Source organism: Xanthomonas hyacinthi (assembly GCF_009769165.1).
Taxonomy (GTDB): domain Bacteria; phylum Pseudomonadota; class Gammaproteobacteria; order Xanthomonadales; family Xanthomonadaceae; genus Xanthomonas_A; species Xanthomonas_A hyacinthi.
In genome coordinates, this window is record NZ_CP043476.1 from 2544529 (window position 1) to 2563119 (window position 18591).

General features: G+C 69.5%; 16 protein-coding genes and 2 pseudogenes. 8 read left to right on the forward strand and 10 right to left on the reverse strand.

All coding sequences use genetic code 11. The annotated features are described in order from the left end of the window. Positions 1-34 precede the first annotated feature (34 nt). The 5 genes and pseudogenes from FZ025_RS11310 to FZ025_RS11330 form a co-directional block, all read right to left on the reverse strand. A complete protein-coding gene (locus FZ025_RS11310; protein WP_104558490.1) occupies positions 35-1480 on the reverse strand; it encodes a dihydrolipoamide acetyltransferase family protein in 1446 nt (481 codons plus the stop codon). Further along, positions 1477-1829: pseudogene (locus FZ025_RS11315) on the reverse strand (SH3 domain-containing protein). Before FZ025_RS11315 ends, FZ025_RS11310 begins: the two are co-directional and overlap by 4 nt. Further along, positions 1826-2905, reverse strand: a complete 1080-nt coding sequence (locus FZ025_RS11320) for an alpha-ketoacid dehydrogenase subunit beta (protein ID WP_046978774.1) — start codon at positions 2903-2905, stop codon at positions 1826-1828. Before FZ025_RS11320 ends, FZ025_RS11315 begins: the two are co-directional and overlap by 4 nt. Next, entirely contained in the window at positions 2898-4004 is a 1107-nt protein-coding gene (gene pdhA / locus FZ025_RS11325) for a pyruvate dehydrogenase (acetyl-transferring) E1 component subunit alpha (RefSeq protein ID WP_046978775.1), read from the reverse strand. Before pdhA ends, FZ025_RS11320 begins: the two co-directional genes overlap by 8 nt. 445 nt (positions 4005-4449) lie before the next feature. Next, on the reverse strand, positions 4450-8028 hold the full coding sequence (locus tag FZ025_RS11330; RefSeq protein WP_046978776.1) for a lamin tail domain-containing protein: 3579 nt from the start codon (positions 8026-8028) through the stop codon (positions 4450-4452). Between the two features lie 167 nt (positions 8029-8195). On the opposite strand from FZ025_RS11330, the gene FZ025_RS11335 reads away from it, so the two are divergent. The 3 genes from FZ025_RS11335 (at position 8196) to FZ025_RS11345 (ending at position 11457) form a co-directional block, all read left to right on the forward strand. After that, a complete protein-coding gene (locus tag FZ025_RS11335; protein ID WP_046978777.1) occupies positions 8196-9110 on the forward strand; it encodes a tryptophan 2,3-dioxygenase in 915 nt (304 codons plus the stop codon). 198 nt (positions 9111-9308) lie between these two features. Further along, positions 9309-10832 (forward strand): peptide MFS transporter, encoded by a 1524-nt coding sequence (locus FZ025_RS11340; protein WP_046978778.1) that lies wholly within the window; start codon positions 9309-9311, stop codon positions 10830-10832. Between the two features lie 16 nt (positions 10833-10848). Continuing rightward, entirely contained in the window at positions 10849-11457 is a 609-nt protein-coding gene (locus FZ025_RS11345; protein ID WP_046978779.1) for a thioredoxin family protein, read from the forward strand. Between the two features lie 103 nt (positions 11458-11560). Here FZ025_RS11345 and FZ025_RS11350 read toward each other — a convergent pair whose 3' ends face one another. Beyond that, positions 11561-12049: a MarR family winged helix-turn-helix transcriptional regulator gene (locus FZ025_RS11350; protein WP_104558492.1), complete on the reverse strand. Its 489-nt coding sequence runs from the start codon at positions 12047-12049 to the stop codon at positions 11561-11563. A gap of 134 nt (positions 12050-12183) precedes the next feature. On the opposite strand from FZ025_RS11350, the gene hppD reads away from it, so the two are divergent. The 3 genes from hppD to hmgA all read left to right on the forward strand — a co-directional run bounded on the left by hppD (position 12184) and on the right by hmgA (position 15100). Next, positions 12184-13296: a 4-hydroxyphenylpyruvate dioxygenase gene (hppD, locus tag FZ025_RS11355; RefSeq protein WP_046982228.1), complete on the forward strand. Its 1113-nt coding sequence runs from the start codon at positions 12184-12186 to the stop codon at positions 13294-13296. Between the two features lie 144 nt (positions 13297-13440). After that, on the forward strand, positions 13441-13770 hold the full coding sequence (locus FZ025_RS11360) for an endonuclease domain-containing protein (protein ID WP_244292357.1): 330 nt from the start codon (positions 13441-13443) through the stop codon (positions 13768-13770). Positions 13771-13789: 19 nt separating this feature from the next. Beyond that, complete coding sequence (gene hmgA, locus FZ025_RS11365) at positions 13790-15100, forward strand: homogentisate 1,2-dioxygenase (RefSeq protein WP_046977851.1); 1311 nt, start codon at positions 13790-13792, stop codon at positions 15098-15100. 13 nt (positions 15101-15113) lie between these two features. Here the strand turns inward: hmgA and FZ025_RS11370 are convergent, their stop codons facing one another. Then, complete coding sequence (locus FZ025_RS11370) at positions 15114-15602, reverse strand: hypothetical protein (protein WP_046977850.1); 489 nt, start codon at positions 15600-15602, stop codon at positions 15114-15116. Between the two features lie 106 nt (positions 15603-15708). Between FZ025_RS11370 and FZ025_RS11375 the strand changes: the two are divergent. Together FZ025_RS11375 and FZ025_RS11380 are read left to right on the forward strand one after the other, a co-directional pair. Then, a pseudogene (locus FZ025_RS11375) lies at positions 15709-15813 on the forward strand (lectin); the annotation flags it as partial. 585 nt (positions 15814-16398) lie between these two features. Next, positions 16399-17349, forward strand: a complete 951-nt coding sequence (locus FZ025_RS11380) for a calcium/sodium antiporter (protein ID WP_046977849.1) — start codon at positions 16399-16401, stop codon at positions 17347-17349. 89 nt (positions 17350-17438) lie between these two features. Here FZ025_RS11380 and FZ025_RS11385 read toward each other — a convergent pair whose 3' ends face one another. The 3 genes from FZ025_RS11385 to FZ025_RS11395 are packed head-to-tail and all read right to left on the reverse strand — an operon-like array spanning position 17439 to position 18591. Beyond that, positions 17439-17813, reverse strand: a complete 375-nt coding sequence (locus FZ025_RS11385; RefSeq protein WP_046977848.1) for a Na+/H+ antiporter subunit G — start codon at positions 17811-17813, stop codon at positions 17439-17441. After that, a complete protein-coding gene (locus FZ025_RS11390) occupies positions 17810-18094 on the reverse strand; it encodes a K+/H+ antiporter subunit F (protein ID WP_046977847.1) in 285 nt (94 codons plus the stop codon). The genes FZ025_RS11385 and FZ025_RS11390 overlap by 4 nt, the downstream gene beginning before the upstream one ends. Further along, on the reverse strand, positions 18091-18591 hold the full coding sequence (locus FZ025_RS11395; protein ID WP_046977846.1) for a Na+/H+ antiporter subunit E: 501 nt from the start codon (positions 18589-18591) through the stop codon (positions 18091-18093). The genes FZ025_RS11390 and FZ025_RS11395 overlap by 4 nt, the downstream gene beginning before the upstream one ends.

Here is an 18591-nt window from a genome sequence, read left to right on the forward strand (position 1 = left end):
GCCGCCGCCTGCAGGCGCGGCGGCGGCCCGCAGTTCAGCCGGCCAGCGCCAGGTCGTCGATCATCGCGCGCAGGAAGCGCGCCGCCTCGCCGCCGGTACAGGCGCGGTGGTCGAAGCTCAGCGACAGCGGCAGCAGCCGGTGCGTCTCCACCCCGCCCAGCACCGGCACCAGCTGGTGGCGGGCACGGCCGGCGGCGACGATCGCCACGCATGGCGGCACCACGATCGGGGTGGCGTAGCGGCCGGCGAACATGCCGAAGTTGGACAGCGAAATGGTGTAGCCGCTCAGTTCCGAGGCGGCGATGCTGCGCGCCTGCACCTGCTGGCGCAGGCGGTTGACGCCTTCGCGGATGCCGCGCGCGTCGAGCATGTCGGCGTTGCGCAGCGCCGGCACGAACAGGCCCTCGTCGGTGTCCACGGCGATGCCGATATCGACCTGCGCGTGCAGGGTGCGGGTCAGCGCGTCGCCGTCGAACCAGGCATTGAGTGCCGGCACCGCCTGGCAGGCGGCGACGAGCGCACGTACCAGGCGCACCGTGGTGTCGTTGCCGGGCGTCCAGGCGTGCAGGTCGGCGTCGTCGTTGAGCGTGGTCAGCACCACCTGGCGCTGCGCCTGCGCCATCACCCGTGCCATGTTGCGGCGCACACCCTTGAGCGGCTCCGGCTGGCCGTGGGCGGCGACGCCGGGCGGCTGCGTGCGCATCGGCTTGCCGGCAGCGGACAGCGGCGTGCGCGCGGGTGCGGCAGGCGCTGGCGCCGTTGTAGGAGGAGCGGCTCCGGGTGGCCTCGGGCCATCAGCCGCGACCTGCGGTGACCGTGCGGTCGCGGCTTCAGCCGCTCCTACAACGGCCGAACCGTCGGCGGCGGCCTGCTTCACGTCGGCCAGGGTCACCGCGCCGTCGCCGCCGCTGGCGCGTACCCGCGCCAGATCCACGCCCAGTTTCCTGGCCAGCGCGCGTACCGCCGGCATCGCGCGGACCCCGCCGACCGAGACCGTGCGCTCGCTGTGCACGCTGTTGGAGCTCTGCATCGCGCCGACCACGGTGCCGGCATCGTCGCCTTCGCCGCGGGGTTGCGTGGCGTCGGCCGCCTGCAGTTCGCCGCCTTTGTCGGAGGCGACCACGCGGCCGTTGTCGCCCCGCGCATCGGCGCCGGCGCCCTTGCCGGGGCTGGCCGCCGCGGCGCCGCCGTGGTGGTGGCCGGTGTCCTGGCCTTCGGCGCGTTGCGGCATGCTGGGGTCGGGCGCGAACTGCGCCAGCATGCTGCCGGTGACGATGATGTCGCCCGGCGCGCCGGCCAGTTTCAGCACCTTGCCCGAGACCGGCGAGGGCACTTCGACCACCGCCTTGGCGGTTTCCATCGACACCAGCGGCTCGTCGAGCTGGATGCTGTCGCCTTCCTTGACGAACCATTCGACGATGGTGGCGTCGGGCAGGCCTTCGCCCAGGTCGGGCAGATTGAAGTTCTTGGTTTCGTTCATGGGGTCTCTTCCAGCAGTTCCAGGTCGCGCGCCGGCAGCCAGCCCTGCGCGCCATCGGCGCGCTCGGCCCACCACCAGTCGCCGTATTCGTGATGCAGGGTCACGGTGTCGCCCTGCGCGGCATCCAGTTCGCGCGCATCGTCGTCGCGCAAGGCCTCGGCGTGGCCGTCGCCGCTGGCACGCAGCCAGGCCAGCGGCGCCCAGCCGGCGCTGCCGGCCGCGGTCGTGGTCCAGGCGAAGGCGGGCCATTCATTGTCGCGCACGTCCAGCGCCACCCGCTCGCCGGCGCCGAAGCGGAGCGGTGCGGGCAGGCGGCGCGGGAGTCGCTGAGCAGGCGCGCGCATCTCAGCCTGCGGCGACGGCACGCTTGGCCGCCGCGACGATCTTGTCCACGCTCGGCAGGTATTTCATCTCCAGCCGGTACAACGGGATGTGCGTGTCGTAGCCGGTCACCCGCTGCACCGGCGCGAGCAGGTCGTACATCGACTGCTCGGCCAGGCGCGCGGCGATCTCGGCGCCGAAGCCGGCGCTGCGCGGGGCTTCCTGCACGATCACGCAGCGGCCGGTGCGCGCCACCGATTCGGCAATGGTGTCGAAGTCCAGCGGGCGCAGCGTAGCCACGTCGATGACCTCGGCGCTGATGCCGTCGGCGGCCAGCCTGTCGGCCGCTTCCAATGCTTCCTTGACCTGCGCGCCCCAGGCGACCAGGGTCACGTCGCTGCCGTCGCGCAGCACGAAGCACACGTCCAGCGGCAGCGCCTCGCCATCGTCGGCGACCACTTCCTTGTACTGCCGGTAGAGGCGCTTGGGTTCCATGTAGATCACCGGATCCGGCTCGCGGATCGCCGCCAGCAGCAGGCCGTAGGCGCGCTGCGGCGAGGACGGCAGCACCACGCGCAGGCCCGGCACGTTGGTGAAGATGGCCTCGTTGGCCTCGCTGTGGTGCTCCGGCGCGCGGATCCCGCCGCCCCACGGCACGCGCAGCACCATCGGACAGTGCAGGCGGCCGCGGGTGCGGGTGCGCAGGCGCGCGGCGTGGCAGATCAGGTGATCGACCATCGGGTAGACGAAGCCGTCGAACTGCGCCTCAGCCACCGGCTTCATGCCCTGCGCGGCCAGGCCGACGCTGAGGCCAGCGATGGTGGTCTCGTCCAGCGGCGTGTCCAGCACGCGCTGCGCGCCGAAGCGCTGCTGCAGGCCGGCGGTGGCGCGGAACACGCCGCCGTTGACACCTACGTCCTCGCCCAGCACCAGCACCGACGGGTCGTGCTGCAGCTCCCAGGCCAGGGCCTGGGTGACCGCTTCGATCAGGGTGATGGGCGTGCTGGTCATCGGGCTGTCTCCGCGCGCTGTAGCCGCGCTGTGGGCGGTGCCGGCCGCGTGCGTGGCGGCCGTGTCGGCAAGGCGGGGGGAGAGTTCATCCATGGCGCCGCTCCAGGGCAGGGCGTTGTTCCAGGGCGATGGCCTCGGCGCGCTGCGCGAGCAGGTCCGGCGGCGGATCGGCGTACAGATAGTCGAACATCGCCTCCACCGGCTGCACCGGCATTGCCAGGTAGGTGTCGACCTCGATGTCGACCAGGCGCGCGCATTCCTGCTTCCAGGCCGCTTCCTCGGCCTCGCTCCACAGGCCCTGCGCGGTCAGCCAGCTGCGCAGCCGGGTCAGCGGCTCGCGTTCCCAGGCCTGCTTGACCTCGGCGGCGTCGCGGTAGCGGCGTGCGTCGTCGGCGGTGGTGTGGTCGGACAGGCGGTAGGTCAGGAATTCGATGACGCTGCCGCCCTGGCCGGACAGCGCGCGTTCGCGCGCCTGGCGCATCGCCTCCAGCACCGCGATCAGGTCGTTGCCGTCCACCTGCAGGCAGTGCAGGCCGCCGGCCAGGCCCTTCTGCGCCAGGGTCTGCGCGCCGGTCTGCGCTGCGCGCGGCACCGAGATCGCCCAGCCGTTGTTGATCACGCACAGGATCAGCGGCAGCTGGTAGGCGCCGGCGGAATTGAGGGCAGCATAGAAATCGGTCTTCGAGGAGCCGCCATCGCCGCAGGTGGCGACCGCGACATGGCCTTCGCCGCGCAGCTTGAACGCCAGCGCCGCGCCGGCGGCGTGCAGGCACTGGGTGGAGATCGGCACGCAGATCGGGAAATCGCGGGCCGCGTCGGAATCGCGCAGGAAGTCGCTGCCGCGCTCGTCGCCGCCCCAGTACAGCAGCACGTCGCGCGGGCGCACGCCGCGCATGAACATGGCGCCGTACTCGCGGTAGCTGGGCGCCAGCACGTCGCCGCTGCGCATCGCCGCGCCGATGCCGATGTGGGTGGCCTCGTGGCCCAGGCATGAGGCGTAGGTGCCGAGCTTGCCGGTGCGCTGCAGGGCGACGGCCTTGCTGTCGAAGGTGCGCACGTAGAGCATCTGCTTGAACAGCGCCAGCAGCGTCTGCGGGTTGGCCGAGTCGGCCGGAAGCGCGTCGCGGACCGGCTGGCCGCCCGCGTCGAGGTATTGCAGGAATTCGATTTCGAACTGCGCGGCGATGGTCATGACAACGGCACTCTCGACAACAAGTTTCAAATGATATGAGCTGGCATGTTAAGTGAAGCCGTGCACAAAAGCCGTCCTGCACCGCAGCACGGCATCTTGCTGGATTGCAGCAAAAAAGCGCGATGGGTTGGCTGTGCGCACTGCTGGCGTTCACTCGGGCGATTGCTGCGTTGCGGTCGATGGTCGCACAGCGGCTGTGGATGTCCATCGGGGGACGTCCAGGCCTGGGTGGCTTGGTGCCTGCTGTACTCGGTCGGGGCGAAGGCTGCATTCGAATGGAGGGCGAGGTGGCTGCGCCCCCGACCCTCTCCGCAACCCCTCTCCCGAGGGGAGAGGGGCTTCGACAGTAGAGGGCTCAAGGGCGACAGCGGACTCTGGAGCGGCGGCAAAAGACAAGGGCGCGGCGTTGCGGCCACGCCCTTGCCATGCCCTGAGGCGGCAGCGATCAGCGGCCGAAGCGGCCGTCTTCGATGCGGGTGCTGAAGCGTGCCGCGTTGTCGGTCGGGTCGGCATCGGGCGAGGCCGAGCCGGCGCTGGCCTCGATCACGATGCTGCGGTCGGCCGGCAGCGGGCGGGTCGCCGTGGTGAGGGTGAACGCGGCGCTGGCGCCCGGCGCCAGGTCGGCGTGGGTACTGCACTGGTACTGCGCGCTGCGCAGGCTGTGGCCCTGGCGTACGCACTGCCAGCCGCGTGGCGGCACCAGCAGCGACAGCAGCGACAGCGTGTTGCCGCTGACGCTCAGGCTGGCGCGCTTGACCGGCGCATTGCCGTGGTTGCTCAGGGCGATGCGGTAGTTGGCGCTGAACGCGGTCAGCGGCAGCGTCCCCGGGCCGTCGATGCGCAGCGCCAGGTTGCCGGCAGGCGCGGCCTGCACCGCCACCGCGGCGCTGGCGCCGTTGTTGCCGGCGTTCGGGTCCTCGGTCTGCGAGGCGACCGAGGCGGCCAGGGTCAGCGTGCGGCCGACCAGCTCGGTGCCGGCCGGCACCGCGACCTCGAAGCGCGGCGCCGCGCCGGCGGCGAACTGCGCCGTGGTGCAGGTCACCACGGTCTGCGCGGCCACGTCCGGGGCGGCGCAGTCCCAGCCGGGGGCGGCGGTCAGGGTCGGGGTCACCGCCGCGTCCAGGGCGAAGGCGACCGCGGCGAAGCGGGCGGTATCCGGACCGGCGTTGCCGACCTCGACGCTGTAGCGGATGGTGTCGCCGGCGTAGACCGCGGCATTGGCCGCGGTCGCGGTCACGCCCAGATCGGCGCGCTGCAGCGGCTTGAGCTTGAGCAGCACCACCGCCGGATCGTGGTCGGACAGCCGCGCCGGCGAATTGGCGTCGTTGCGCGCGGTGGCCGGGAAGTCGGCATTGAGCCGCGCGTGGCCTTCGCTCAGCGTCGCGACCTGTGCCGAGTTCATCAGCGCGCGGTTGGCCAGGACGTGGTCCAGCGACTGCACGTTGCCGTCGTAGGCGTAGGAGTAGCTCTGGTCCGGGGTCGACAGCAGGGTCAGGTTGTACAGGTCCGGGCTGACCAGGTCGGCGCCGTCGCCATCGACCACGGTCTGCGCGTCGGCCGACGGCAGGCCGGTCACCGTGCCCATCGCATCGACGTAGCCGTCGTTGAACTCGAAGGCGTTGAAGTCGCCCATCACCAGCAGCTGTTCGTCGGGATCGGCCACCTGGCGCGCCTGCAGCAGGTTGGCCAGGAACACCGCCTGCGCCTGGCGCTTGGCGCGGATGCGCTGGCCGCTGGCGTCGTCGGTCTCGGCGCCGTTGAGCGAGCGCTGGTGCACCTCGACCACGGTCAGCGGCAGGCTGCGGCCGTCGGCGAAATGCACGCTCGCCTTCAGCAGCAGCGGCGGGCGGTCGTTGAGCAGACTGCTGCCGCCGGCCGGCTCGGTCCAGGTGGTGGCCTTGCCTTCCTGGCTGACCGAGAGCACTTCCACGCGGGCGATGCCGGCGCCGACCGCGGCGGTCTTGACCAGGAAGCCGACGTCGATGCCGCCGACGTCGTTGCCTTCCTGCAGATAGGCCACGTACTGCGGATCGGGCTGGCCGGCGGCGACCGCGTCGCTGTTGACGCGGCTGGCCAGGGTCTGCAGCACGCTCAGGCTTTCCACTTCCACCGTGCCGAGGATGTCGGGCGTGTTGAGGGCGTTGCGGATCGCCAGCGAGGCCTTGTTGAGCCGGGCCTGGTAGGCGGCCGCGGTCAGCACCGGTTCGCCGATCGCCGGGTCGTTCTGGTCGTCGAAGAAGCGCTCCATGTTGTAGGTGGCGACATTGACGTCGTCGGCCTGCGGCGCCGGGGCCGGCTTGGGCTGGTCGGCGCCGTTGCAGTGCACGGTCGGCGCGGTTTCCGGGTAGATCGTGTAGCGGCGGTAGCTGTAGTCCAGCGGGCCGCTGACGCCGAGCACCACGCAGCCGCCGGCCACGTCGATGCGCTCGCCGCCGAGGCCGGCGCTGCCCACCGCGAGCACCTGCGGGTTGGTGTTCCAGCGCGGCACGTCGGCCGGGGAACCGGCCGGCAGCGGATCGGGCTGCTGCACGCCGGCAGTGCGCCAGGCGCGCGGCAGGCCGGTGACCACCGCATGGAACACGCCGTTGCTGCTGGCGCTGGCGTTGGTCTCGTTGACGTTGCCGCCGGTGGGCGCGTTGACGGTCAGGCTGGGCACGGTCACGCGCATGCCTTCCAGGCGCTCGAGCTGGTCGTAGGCGCCGTTGGGGTCGGGGAAGCGGGTGGTCAGCGTCACCGCGGCCGGCAGCGGATTGCCGGTGGACTGCAGCAGCACGGTCGGTGTGCCCAATTCGGTCAGCGGCGGCTGGGTGGGGTCGGCGCTGGGCACGTACTCGAGCACGCTGGCCTGCACCCGCACCGCGTTGCCCACCGCGGCCTCGGCCGGCGGCGCGCTGCCGGTGTAGACGTAGATGCCTTCGGAGGTCTGCGGATCGGCATCGGCCTGGTCGTCCGGCGCCTGCAGGAAGAAGCCGGCGCTGCGCCGCGCGGTGACGATGCCGCTGGTGGCGACCACCTGCCCGACCAGCGGCGAACGCGCGCCGCTGCCCTGGATGCTGTGGATCGGCACCAGGTCGAAGTCGTCGTTGAGGATCACTGCGCTGGCGGTCAGCGTGTCCGGCAAGGCGCCGCTGATGCCGCTGATGTCGAGGTAGAAGGTCTCGTCGGCTTCGTTGGCGGTGTCGCCATTGACCAGCACGCTGACCTCAGCGCTGTTTTCGCCGGCGGCAATGGTCACGTTGGTCGCGGCCACGGCCTGGTAGTCGCTGCCGGCGCTGGCGCTGCCGTCGCGGGTGGCGACGCTGAAGCCGACCCCGCCGCTACCGGCCGGTTGACTCAGGGCGATGGTGAACACGAACGCGCTGCTGCCGCTGTCGCCTTCGCCGCGGCTGAGGTTGGCCACGCTGGCCACCGGCTGGTTGCCGCCGCCGCACAGGTTGGCGGCCGCTGCGGCGTTGCGCGGGGTCGGCGCGCCGGTGGCGAAGTCGGCGCTGTTGTTGTCGCTGTCGCTGCAGCCGCCGTTGCCGCGCAGCACCGCCAGGGTGTTGCTCGGCGCGGCGCTCGGCGCGCTGCCTTCGGCGCAGCTGGCGCTGCTGCCGTAGCCGACGAAATCCACGTTGCCGGCGGGGCAGGCGCCGCTCAGCGCGGCCGCCGCGTTGCTCAGCGCGACCTTGCCGGCGGTGCCGCTCAGCGCGGTGGTGCCGGTGGCGTCCGCGGTCGGCAGCGCGGTGCTGCCGCCGCTGCCGTCGGCCTGCTTGACCAGGTAGTAGCCGCCGGCGGGGATGCTGCCGGCCAGCGTGGTGACCTGCCAGCTACTGCCGGCGGCCGAGGCGTATTGCACCGACCAGCCGGCCAGGCTCACCGCCTGGCTGCCGTTGTTGTGCAGTTCGATGAAATCGCTTTTGTAGGTGGCGCCGCTGTTGCCGCCGCCGCCATAGACCTGGCTGATGACGACCTGGGCCTGACCGTTTCCGGCACAGGCAAGCGCGCACGACAACACGACGGCCCGAAGCAGCATGGTTCGCATGACGAAGACTCTCCCCAATCCTGGAAGGCGTGAAATGCCGCGGATGACGACCGGGCGCCCCCCACGGCGCCGATTCGATTCTGCCCGAGTTTGTCGCCCGCCGCTGACCGGGATGTGACAGGCGTCGCTGCGGTACCCTTGCCGGCCCCGGATCGCCGTCCCCGCCCATGCCCGTCGAACACAACCAGCGCCCGCTCGAAGCCGGCATCCACACCGACCTGGAAGGCCGCCTGACCTACGGCGGCTACCTGCGGCTGGACCAGCTGCTGTCCGCGCAGCAGCCGCTGTCCGACCCGCCGCACCATGACGAGATGCTGTTCATCATCCAGCACCAGACCTCCGAGCTGTGGCTGAAGCTGCTGGCGCACGAGCTGCGCGCGGCGATCGCGCACCTGCAGCGCGACCAGATCTGGCAGTGCCGCAAGGTGCTGGCGCGCAGCAAGCAGGTGCTGCGCCAGTTGACCGAGCAGTGGTCGGTGCTGGAGACGCTGACCCCGTCCGAATACATGGGCTTCCGCGACGTGCTCGGCCCGGCCTCCGGCTTCCAGTCGCTGCAGTACCGCACCATCGAGTTCCTGCTCGGCAACAAGAACGTGCAGATGCTGCGCGTGTTCGGCCACGATCCGCACGGCCAGGCGGCGCTGCAGGCGGTGCTGGAAGCGCCCAGCCTGTACGAGGAGTTCCTGCGCTACCTGACCCGCTTCGGGCATGCGATTCCCGAGCAGTACCGGGCGCGCGACTGGCGCCAGCCGCACGTCAGCGACCCGCTGCTGCGGCCGGTGTTCGAGCGCATCTACGAGAACACCGACCGCTACTGGCGCGAGTATTCGCTGTGCGAGGACCTGGTGGACCTGGAGACCCAGTTCCAGCTGTGGCGCTTCCGCCACATGCGCACGGTGATGCGGGTGATCGGCTTCAAGCGCGGCACCGGCGGCTCCAGCGGCGTGGGCTTCCTGCAGCAGGCGCTGGCGCTGACCTTCTTTCCGGAGCTGTTCGAGGTGCGCACCTCGGTGGGGCTGCCGGACGGACGCGATGCGACGCTGCCGGGAGCGGCCGCCGGCAGTGCGGAATCCGGGGCCTGAGCGCGCACGCCGGGCAGGTGCACCGGCGTGCCCGGGCTCCACGGCCAGCCGCAGGCCGAGAGGCGCTTGCGAATCCCCAATCCCCACTCTCCAATCCCGGCCATTTGACGCCAGCGCCGACTGTCGGTGATGCTCGCCCGTTGCCCGGCCCGGTCGGGAATCGCCCCAGCCCATACTGAATACGCAAGGGAAGACCGCATGAGCGTTGACGACGTCGCGTCGCACCACCCAGCCTCACCGCCGCAGCCGCCAGCGCAACCGCCCGAATTCAAGACCCTGCTGGGCCATCCACGGCCATTGTGGATGCTGTTCATGACAGAGTTCTGGGAGCGCTTCGCGTTCTACGGGATTCGTTGGGCGCTGACCCTGTACATCGTGGCCGAGTTCTTCCAGGGCTCCGGCGCGGGCGAGGCCCCGGCCAACCGGCTGTACGGCGCCTACCTGGCGCTGGTCTACGCCTCGGCGCTGTTCGGCGGCTTCGTCGCCGACCGGCTGATCGGCTACCAGCGCTCGCTGCTGATCGGCGCGGTGGTCATGTCGGTGGGCCTGTTCCTGATCGCGGTGCCGAACGAAGAGGTGTTCAAGATCGGCCTGGCCACGATCATCGCCGGCAACGGCCTGTTCAAGCCGAACGTGTCGACCATGGTCGGCAAGCTGTATCCGCTCAACGATCCGCGCCGCGATTCGGGCTTCACCATCTTCTACATGGGCATCAACGCCGGCGGCTTCTTCGCGCCGATCCTGACCGGCCTGCTGGCCGACAAGCTGTTCGGCACCGAAGCGATGCCGGCCTACAAGTACGTGTTCATCGCCTCCGGCATCGGCATGCTGATCAGCCTGGTGTGGTTCTGGATCGGACGCCACCAGCTCGGCGCGGTCGGCCGGCCGCCGGCCGGCGGCGAGGGCATGGGGCGCACGTTCGGGGTGCTGCTGGCGACGCTGGTGGTGATCCCGGTGGCCTACGGGCTGCTGCTGATCGATGCCGGCATTCTCGGCTGGATCCTGACCGCGCTGTTCGTGGCGCTGTGCGCGATGATCCTGGTCGAAGGCATCCGCGAGGGCCGCGTGCCGCGCGACCGCTCGATCGCGATGCTGATCGTGTTCGTGTTCAACGTGATGTTCTTCATGTTCTTCGAGCAGGCCGGCAGTTCGTTCAACTTCCTCGCGCAGAACATCGTCGAGCGCGACCTGGGCGGCTGGATGTTCCCGGTCGGCTGGTTCCAGTCGGTCAATACGCTGGCGATCCTGGTGCTGGGACCGGTGTTCGTGTGGCTGTGGGTGGCGCTGAAGTCGGCCAATCCGTCGATCCCGCGCAAGTTCGGCCTGGGCCTGATCTTCAACGGCCTGGCCTTCGCGCTGCTGATGTACGCCTTGTCCTCGCTGGTCGACGGCGCCGGCAAGATCCCGTTCTGGACCCTGTTCATGGTCTATGTGATCCAGACCGCCGGCGAGCTGTGCCTGTCGCCGATCGGCCTGTCGATGACCACCAAGCTGGCGCCGACCAAGATGGTGGGATTCGCGATGGGCGGCTGGTTCCTGTCCACCGCCATCGGCAACAACCTGTCGGGCATCTTCGCCGCAGGGGTCAGTGGCGACAGCGGCATGACCGTGGCCTCGGCGCTGAAGGGCTACACTTTCGGCTTCTGGGCGCTGCTTGGCTCGGGGGTGTTGTTGTTCCTGATCGCACCGCTGATCAACAAGTTGATGCACGGTGTCAAATGACGTGAGGGAGATCGCAATGTCGAACAAGACGATCAAGACGATAGGCCGCGCTGCGGCGCTGATGCTGGCGCTGGGCGGTTGCGGCAAGGGCGCCGCGCCGGAACCGGAACAGGCGCCGGCCAAGCCGCTGGACACCTCGGTGCAGAAGCCGCCGGTGGCCGATCCGAACCAGCCGGTGGCCTCGGGCAACACGCCTGCCGCCGCCGACGTGGCCGCGGCCGCGGCCCTGGGCGCGCAGTTCGATCCGAACCGCGATCCAGCCAACGACCTGGAAACGGCCGAGGTGGAAGCCAAGCGCGGCGGCAAGCGCATCCTGCTCGACGTGGGCGGCGAGTGGTGTTCGTGGTGCCACATCCTCGATGACTTCATCGAGGGCGACGCCGAGGTGCGCAGCTTCCGCGACGCCAACTACGTGTGGGTCAAGGTCAACTACAGCGACGACAACAAGAACGAAGCGTTCCTGGCCCAGTACCCGAAGATCGAGGCCTACCCGCACCTGCTGGTGCTGGATGCCGACGGCAAGCTGCTGCACTCGCAGTTCACCGGCGAGCTGGAGAAGGGCAAGGGCTACGACCGCAAGAAGTTCTTCGACTTCCTCAAGCAGTGGGCGCCGCCGCAGACGTAAGCGTGTTCGCAGCGCCAATGGCAGCTCCCTATGGGAGCGGCTGGGCTCCCACAGGTGCTGCACCTGCATCGCCCTCCGCCGTGCGCAACGCGGAGGTCTCGCCTCACTTGCCAGTCATGCTCGGCAGCCCCTCGGCGGCCAGGCGGTCGATCAGCCGGTTCAGCAGGCGCTGCTCTTCCTCGCTGAACGGCGCCAGCAGGCGGCGCTCGCATTCCAGCACCATCGGCGCGACCACCTGGTAGACCTCCACCCCCGCGGCCGACAGGTGCAGCACCGAGCGGCGGCGGTCGTCGCCATGGGTCTCGCGCTGGATGAAGCCGCGTTCCAGCAGGCGCGCCACCGCGCGGCTCACCGCCACCTTGTCCATCGCGGTGCGCTCGGACACTTCGCCGGCCGACAGTCCCGGGGACAGCGCCAGCACCGCCATCGCCCGCCATTCGGTCACCGCCATGCCGTAGCGCTCGCCGTAGACGCGGGCGATATTGCTGCTGATCCGGTTGGACAGCACGCTGATGCGGTAGGGCAGGAACTGCTCCAGGTCCAGCGAAGGCTGCTCGGGGGCGGGCGGGGCGGCGGGGGTGATCGGCGTCATGCTGCATTGCACCTTGCTTGTGGTTTCATATGTAACTATAACGGGGAGAGCTACTGTCCATTCTCGCGAGTCTGGCGTCCGTCCGCATCCGAAATTTCGGCCGGGCGCTGCCCGCGCGCCCCAGGAGACGAGCCATGAGCGCACAACCGCAGTATCCGTCCCAGCCGGCCAACCTGGGCATGCAGGTCACCACGTTCGAGAACCCGATGGGCATCGACGGTTTCGAATTCGTCGAGTTCGCCGCGCCCGCCGGCCAGGGCGGACAGTTGCACGCCTATTTCCGCAGCATGGGCTTCAGCGCGGTGCTGCGCCATCGCCGCCGCGCGATCACCGTGTACCGGCAGGGCGGGGTCAATTTCCTGGTCAACGAGGACCCGGATTCGTTCGCCGCCGATTTCGCCGCCGCGCACGGTCCCTGCGCCTGCGGCTTCGCGATCCGCTTCCGGCATCCGGCCGAGGACGTGTTCGCCAGGGTGCTGGAGAACGGCGGCGAGGCCATCGCCGACAAGGCCGACGCGCGCGCGGTGCCGGCGCCGGTGGTCAAGGGCATCGGCGACTGCATGCTGTACCTGGTCGACCGCTATGGCGAAAAGGGTTCGGTGTACGCCGAGTTCGAGCCGCTGCCCGGTGCCGAGCCGCATCCGGCCGGCTTCGGCCTGACCTTCATCGACCACCTGACCCACAACCTGTATTTCGGCAACATGCAGCGCTGGTCCGACTATTACGAGCGCTTGTTCAACTTCCGCGAAATCCGCTACTTCGACATCAAGGGCGCCAAGACCGGGCTGACCTCCAAGGCGATGACCGCGCCGGACGGCGTGGTGCGCATCCCGCTCAACGAGTCCTCCGACCCGAAGAGCCAGATCAACGAATATCTCGACGCCTACCACGGCGAAGGCATCCAGCATATTGCCTGCTTCACCGACGACATCTACGCAACCGTGGAGCGGATGCGCGCGGCCGGCGTGGAATTCCTGGACACCCCGGAGGCGTATTTCGAGGTGATCGACCAGCGCATCCCCGACCATGGCGAGGACGTGGCGCGGCTGACCAGGAACAGGATCCTGATCGATGCCGACCCGGAGACCAAGCAGCGCAAGCTGCTGCAGATCTTCACCCAGAACTGCATCGGCCCGATCTTCTTCGAGATCATCCAGCGCAAGGGCAATGAGGGGTTTGGCGAAGGCAACTTCCAGGCGCTGTTCGAGAGCATCGAGCGCGACCAGATGAAGCGCGGCGTGCTCTGACGCGACAAGCAGACATGCGCCGACGCGGCGAAAGCCCCTCTCCCGACGGGAGAGGGGTTGGGGTGAGGGTACGGTGGGGTCATGAGAGTCAAACCGCCGCTCCCTACCTCAACACTGGAAAACGCACGTCTGCTGCGTCGGACCATGACCAACGCCGAACGCAAACTGTGGAGCTGCCTGAGAGGTGGGCAGTTGCAAGGCTTCAAGTTCCGGCGCCAGTATCCCATCCCTCCCTATGTCGCCGATTTTTGCTGCGTGGCGTCGAAGCTGATCGTCGAGCTCGATGGTTCGCAACACAGCGAACCGGGGGATGCCACAAGAACACGCTGGCTTGAGTCGCAAGGCTGGCGAATCGTCCGCTTCTGGAACAACGATGTGCTGCTGTCGACAGACGCAGTGATTCAGTTAATTTACGGCGTTATAGCGGCTCCGTACCCTCACCCCAACCCCTCTCCCGATGGGAGAGGGGCTTGATCTCGCGAAGGCCAAGTGCATGCATGACCATCATCGCTACATGTCCGGCTTCGGCAACGCATTCGCCACCGAGGCCGTGCGCGGTGCGTTGCCGCAGGGGCAGAACTCGCCGCAGCGCGTCGCGCATGGCCTGTACGCCGAGCAGCTGTCGGGTACCGCGTTCACCGCACCGCGCGGCGTCAACCGGCGCAGCTGGCTGTACCGGATCCGTCCGGCGGCGGTGCATGGCACGTTCGCCGCATACACGCAGGCCGGCGGTTTCCACAACGACTTCGATGCCGGGCCGGTGTCGCCGGACCAACTGCGCTGGAGTCCGCTGCCGCTGCCGCTGCCGCTGCCGCAGGCGCCGGTGGATTTCGTCGACGGCCTGTACACCATGGCCGGCAACGGCTCGGCCGCCGCGCAGCACGGCGTGGCGGTGCATCTGTACGCGGCCAACGCCTCGATGCAGGGCCGCTTCTTCTACAACGCCGACGCCGAACTGCTGATCGTGCCGCAGCTCGGGCGGCTGCAGCTGTGCACCGAACTGGGCACGCTCGACCTGGAGCCACAGGAGATCGCGGTGATCCCGCGCGGCGTGCGCTTGCGCGTCGCGCTGCTCGACGCGCAGGCGCGCGGCTACGTGTGCGAGAACTTCGGCGCGCTGCTGCGGCTGCCCGACCTGGGGCCGATCGGCGCCAACGGCCTGGCCAATCCGCGCGATTTCCTGACCCCGGTGGCCGCCTACGAGGAAGACGAAGGCGACTTCGCGCTGATCGCCAAGTTCCAGGGCCACCTGTGGCGTGCGCCGATCGCGCATTCGCCGCTGGACGTGGTGGCCTGGCACGGCAACTACGCACCGTACAAGTACGATCTGCGCCGCTTCAACACCATCGGCTCGATCAGCTTCGATCATCCCGACCCGAGCATCTTCACCGTGCTCACCGCGCCCAGCGACACGCCGGGCACCGCCAACCTGGATTTCGCGATCTTCCCGCCGCGCTGGCTGGTGGCGCAGCACACCTTCCGCCCGCCATGGTTCCACCGCAACGTGGCCAGCGAGTTCATGGGCCTGGTGCATGGCGTGTACGACGCCAAGGCCGAAGGCTTCGCGCCCGGCGGCGCCTCGCTGCACAACTGCATGAGCGGGCATGGCCCGGACGCGGCCACCTTCGACAAGGCCTCGCAGGCGGACCTGTCGCGGCCGGACGTGATCGCCGACAGCATGGCCTTCATGTTCGAGACCCGCGCGGTGCTGCGCCCGACCGCGCAGGCGTTGGCCGCCGACCATCGCCAGCGCGACTACCAGCAGTGCTGGCAGGATCTGCGCCGCCACTTCCGCGCGCCCTGAGCGCGCGCCGCGCTCAGGCGGCGGCCAGCGCCGCGTGCAGCGGCGCCGGCAGCACTTCCAGCAGGCGCTCGCGGATGCGCTGCGCATAGCGCTCGGAGGTCATCTCCGGCATCGCGCGCAGCGCATCGACGATCGCCTGCAGGGTGGCGGCGTCCTCGCGCGCGTCGCGCAACTGCTGCTGCAGCGGGCGCGAGGCCGGATGGCGCTGCAATTGCAGCAGGTCGAGCAGATACATGCGTGCGTTGAGCAGCGCACGGCGCGGATCCGCTGGCGCCGCCGCCGGCGCCGCGCGCGGGGCGGCGGCGGCGCGGCCATCGTCCAGATAGCCCTGCTGCAACAGCGCCTGCACGATCGCCGCGGCATTGCTGCCGCCCAATGCGGTCAGTTCTTCGACGCTGCGCTGGCCGTCGGCCAGGATCAACACACGCCGCTGGCGCATGTCCAACGGCGCGGCATGGGATTGCAGTGCCGCGAGGGCGAGAGCGGTCTTGCGCGGAGGCATGGCAGCGATACCGGAAGGTGCGAAGCTTGGCCGTCGGCGGTGAAACGTTGATGACAGGCGCTGCGTGTTGTCGCTGCGGCGCTGCGCGAAACTGTGGCGGTGCCGTAAGCAGGCCGCGCCGGGCGGTGGCAAGGTCGGCATGGACCTGGCGCAATTGCGCGCGCTGTATGCCGGACGCGCGCAGGAGCGGCCGCACAAGTACATCGAAGGCGGCAAGGTCGCACCGGCTGGCGACCTGACAGACCCAACGCGACCTACTCGCGAATCGATGACACGCCCTAGCCGAATTGCCGTTGTCTTCAGCCGCGATGCCGTTGAACCAGCAGGCGCGGTTGGCGAAGCGCGTCGCGGCTGAAGCCGCTCCCACAGGACTCCCAGCCGACGCACTGCATCCCTGTGGGAGCGGCTTCAGCCGCGACAGGTGCTGCGGTGAGAGAGCGGACCTCGGCAGCAGCGGTTGGGGCTGAAGCCCCCTACAGTGCATCCAGCCGGCCCGCCACAAGTCCCTGTGGGAGCGGTTTCAGCCGCGACGAACGCCGCGATGGACCCCACGGTTTCGGGTAGCTTCCGGGGCCGATGGCCGGAAGCCTCCCGAAGCGGCACCCATCCAGAGCTAGCCGCAATTCGGTCCAGAGCAACTCCGGGCGGCCTTCGACCATCGGGCTGCGGCCGCCGCCGCCGGCGCTCAGCGCCGATGAATCCGCCTGGGCATATGCCCCATGCCATCGCCACGATGACGGCCGCATCATCCGTGCTGCGCATAGAATCGCGGATCGTAATGGCGAGGGGATGGGCGATGGCGAGCGCGATCGGCTTGGTGCTGGTGGGACTGCTGCTGCTGGCCTTGGGCGGCGACTCGATCGTCAAGGCGGCCGCAGGCCTGGCGCAGCGCTGTGGCGCCTCGCCGTTCGTCGCCGGCCTGCTGCTGGTGGCGTTCGGCACCTCGCTGCCGGAACTGGCGGTCAATGCGCGCGCCTACGTGGTCGGCGCGCAGGACCTGGCGCTGGGCAACGCGGTTGGCAGCAACATCGCCAACCTGGGCCTGACCCTGGCCCTGGCCGCGTTGGCGGCGCCGCTGCTGGTGCGCACGCGGATGCTGGCGCCGTTGCTGGTGGTGCTGGCGGTGGCGACGCTGGCGCTGATCGGCTTCGGCCTGGACGGGGCGATCTCGCGGCTGGAAGGCGTGCTGTTGTTGCTGGGCTTCGTCGGCGTGGTGGTATTCCTGCTGCGCCGCGCGCGCAGCGAGAACGCGACGCGCCAGCTCGGCCTGTCCGGCTATGCGGTGACCCGCACCGCGCTTGGCCTGAATCTGCTGCGCCTGCTGATCGCAATCGTGCTGCTGTACTTCGGCGCCAAACTCGTCGTCGATGCGGCGCCGCGGCTCGGCGCCGCCTGGGGCCTGTCGCCGCTGCTGGTGGGCCTGCTGCCGGTCGCGATCGGCACCGCGCTGCCGGAAGTCGCCGCCGCGATCGCTGCGGCGCGGCGCGGGCAGGGCGACATGGTGGTCGGGCATGTGCTCGGCTCCAGCCTGTTCAACCTGCTGGTGGTGATCGGCGGCATGGCCGCGCTGCGTCCGCTGCCGCTGCCGGCCTCGTTCGTGCGCCTGGAACTGCCGGCGGCGGTGGCGCTGAGCGTGGTGCTGTATCCGATGCTGCGCGGCGACATGCGCATCAGCCGCGGCGAAGGCGCGGTGCTGCTGCTCGCGTTTCTGGCCTGGGTCGGGCTGGAAGTGGTGCTGGTGGGGTGAGGCGGGACCCGGGACTCGGGTGCCGGAAAAGTGGGGACCAGCTTGCGGCCGGAGTCGTCGCTCCCACAACATTACGGCGATCGTCATTCTCAGCGCTCGTCCTGCTGCGCCGTCGGCGGCAGCCCTTCCTTGTCGGCATGATCGCTGCTGCCCGGCACCTGTGGCCGCTGCTCCATCATCAGCGACAGCGCCGCCTTGGCCATCATGTGCGCGCTGATCGGCGCGGTGATGAACAGGAACGCGGTGATCAGCAGTTCGCGCGGTTGCGGGTCCTGGCCCAGGAACAGGTGGTAGCCGACCGAGGCCAGCAGCACGCAGCCCACGCCCAGGGTGCTGGCCTTGGTCGGTGCGTGCAGGCGCTTGAAGAAATCCGACAGCTTCACCAGCCCCAGCGCGCCGAGCAGGATGAAGAAGCAGCCGACGATCAGCAGCAGCGACAGCCCGACCTGCAGCAGCCCGATCATTCGACGATGTCCCGGCGCAAGACGAACTTGCTCAGCACCACGGTGCTGCCGAAGCCGAGCATGGCGATGACCAGCGCCGCTTCGAAGTACACCGGCGAATCCAGATACATGCCGAACAGCATCAGCTCGGCGATCGCGGTCACCGACAGCGTGTCCAGCGCCAGGATGCGATCGGGCACGGTCGGTCCGCGCAGCAGCCGCCACAACGCCAGCAGCATCGCCAATGCCACCACATGCATGCACACGGCGATGGTGCCCTCGATGAACATGTGACCGGTCATGGGAAGATCTCCATCAGGGGCGCTTCGTAGCGCGTCTTGATCTGCCGGATCACGGTCTCGGCGTCGTCCAGGTGCAGCACGTGCACCAACAGATATTTGCGGTCGTCCGACAGCGCCGCCGACACCGTGCCCGGGGTCAGCGTGATCATGCTGGTCAGCGCGGCGATGCCGTGGATGTTGGCGATGTCCAGCGGCACCCAGATGAAGCCGGGGTGGATCCGCGATTCCGGGCCCAGCACCTGCCGCGCCACCACCACGTTGGAGCGCACGATGTCCCAGGCGACCACGCACAGCATCTTCGGCACCGAGCGCAGCGAGCCGATGCGCGCGAACTCGCGGTCCAGGCGCGCGGCGAACAGCGGTACCGCCACACCCAGCAGCGCGCCCAGCAGCAGCTGGCCCAGGCTGAAGCTGTCGCTCATCAGCAGCCAGAACACGGTGACGGTGATGCTCAGCGGCCAGGACGGAAACAGGCGGCGCAACCAGGGACGGCGCAT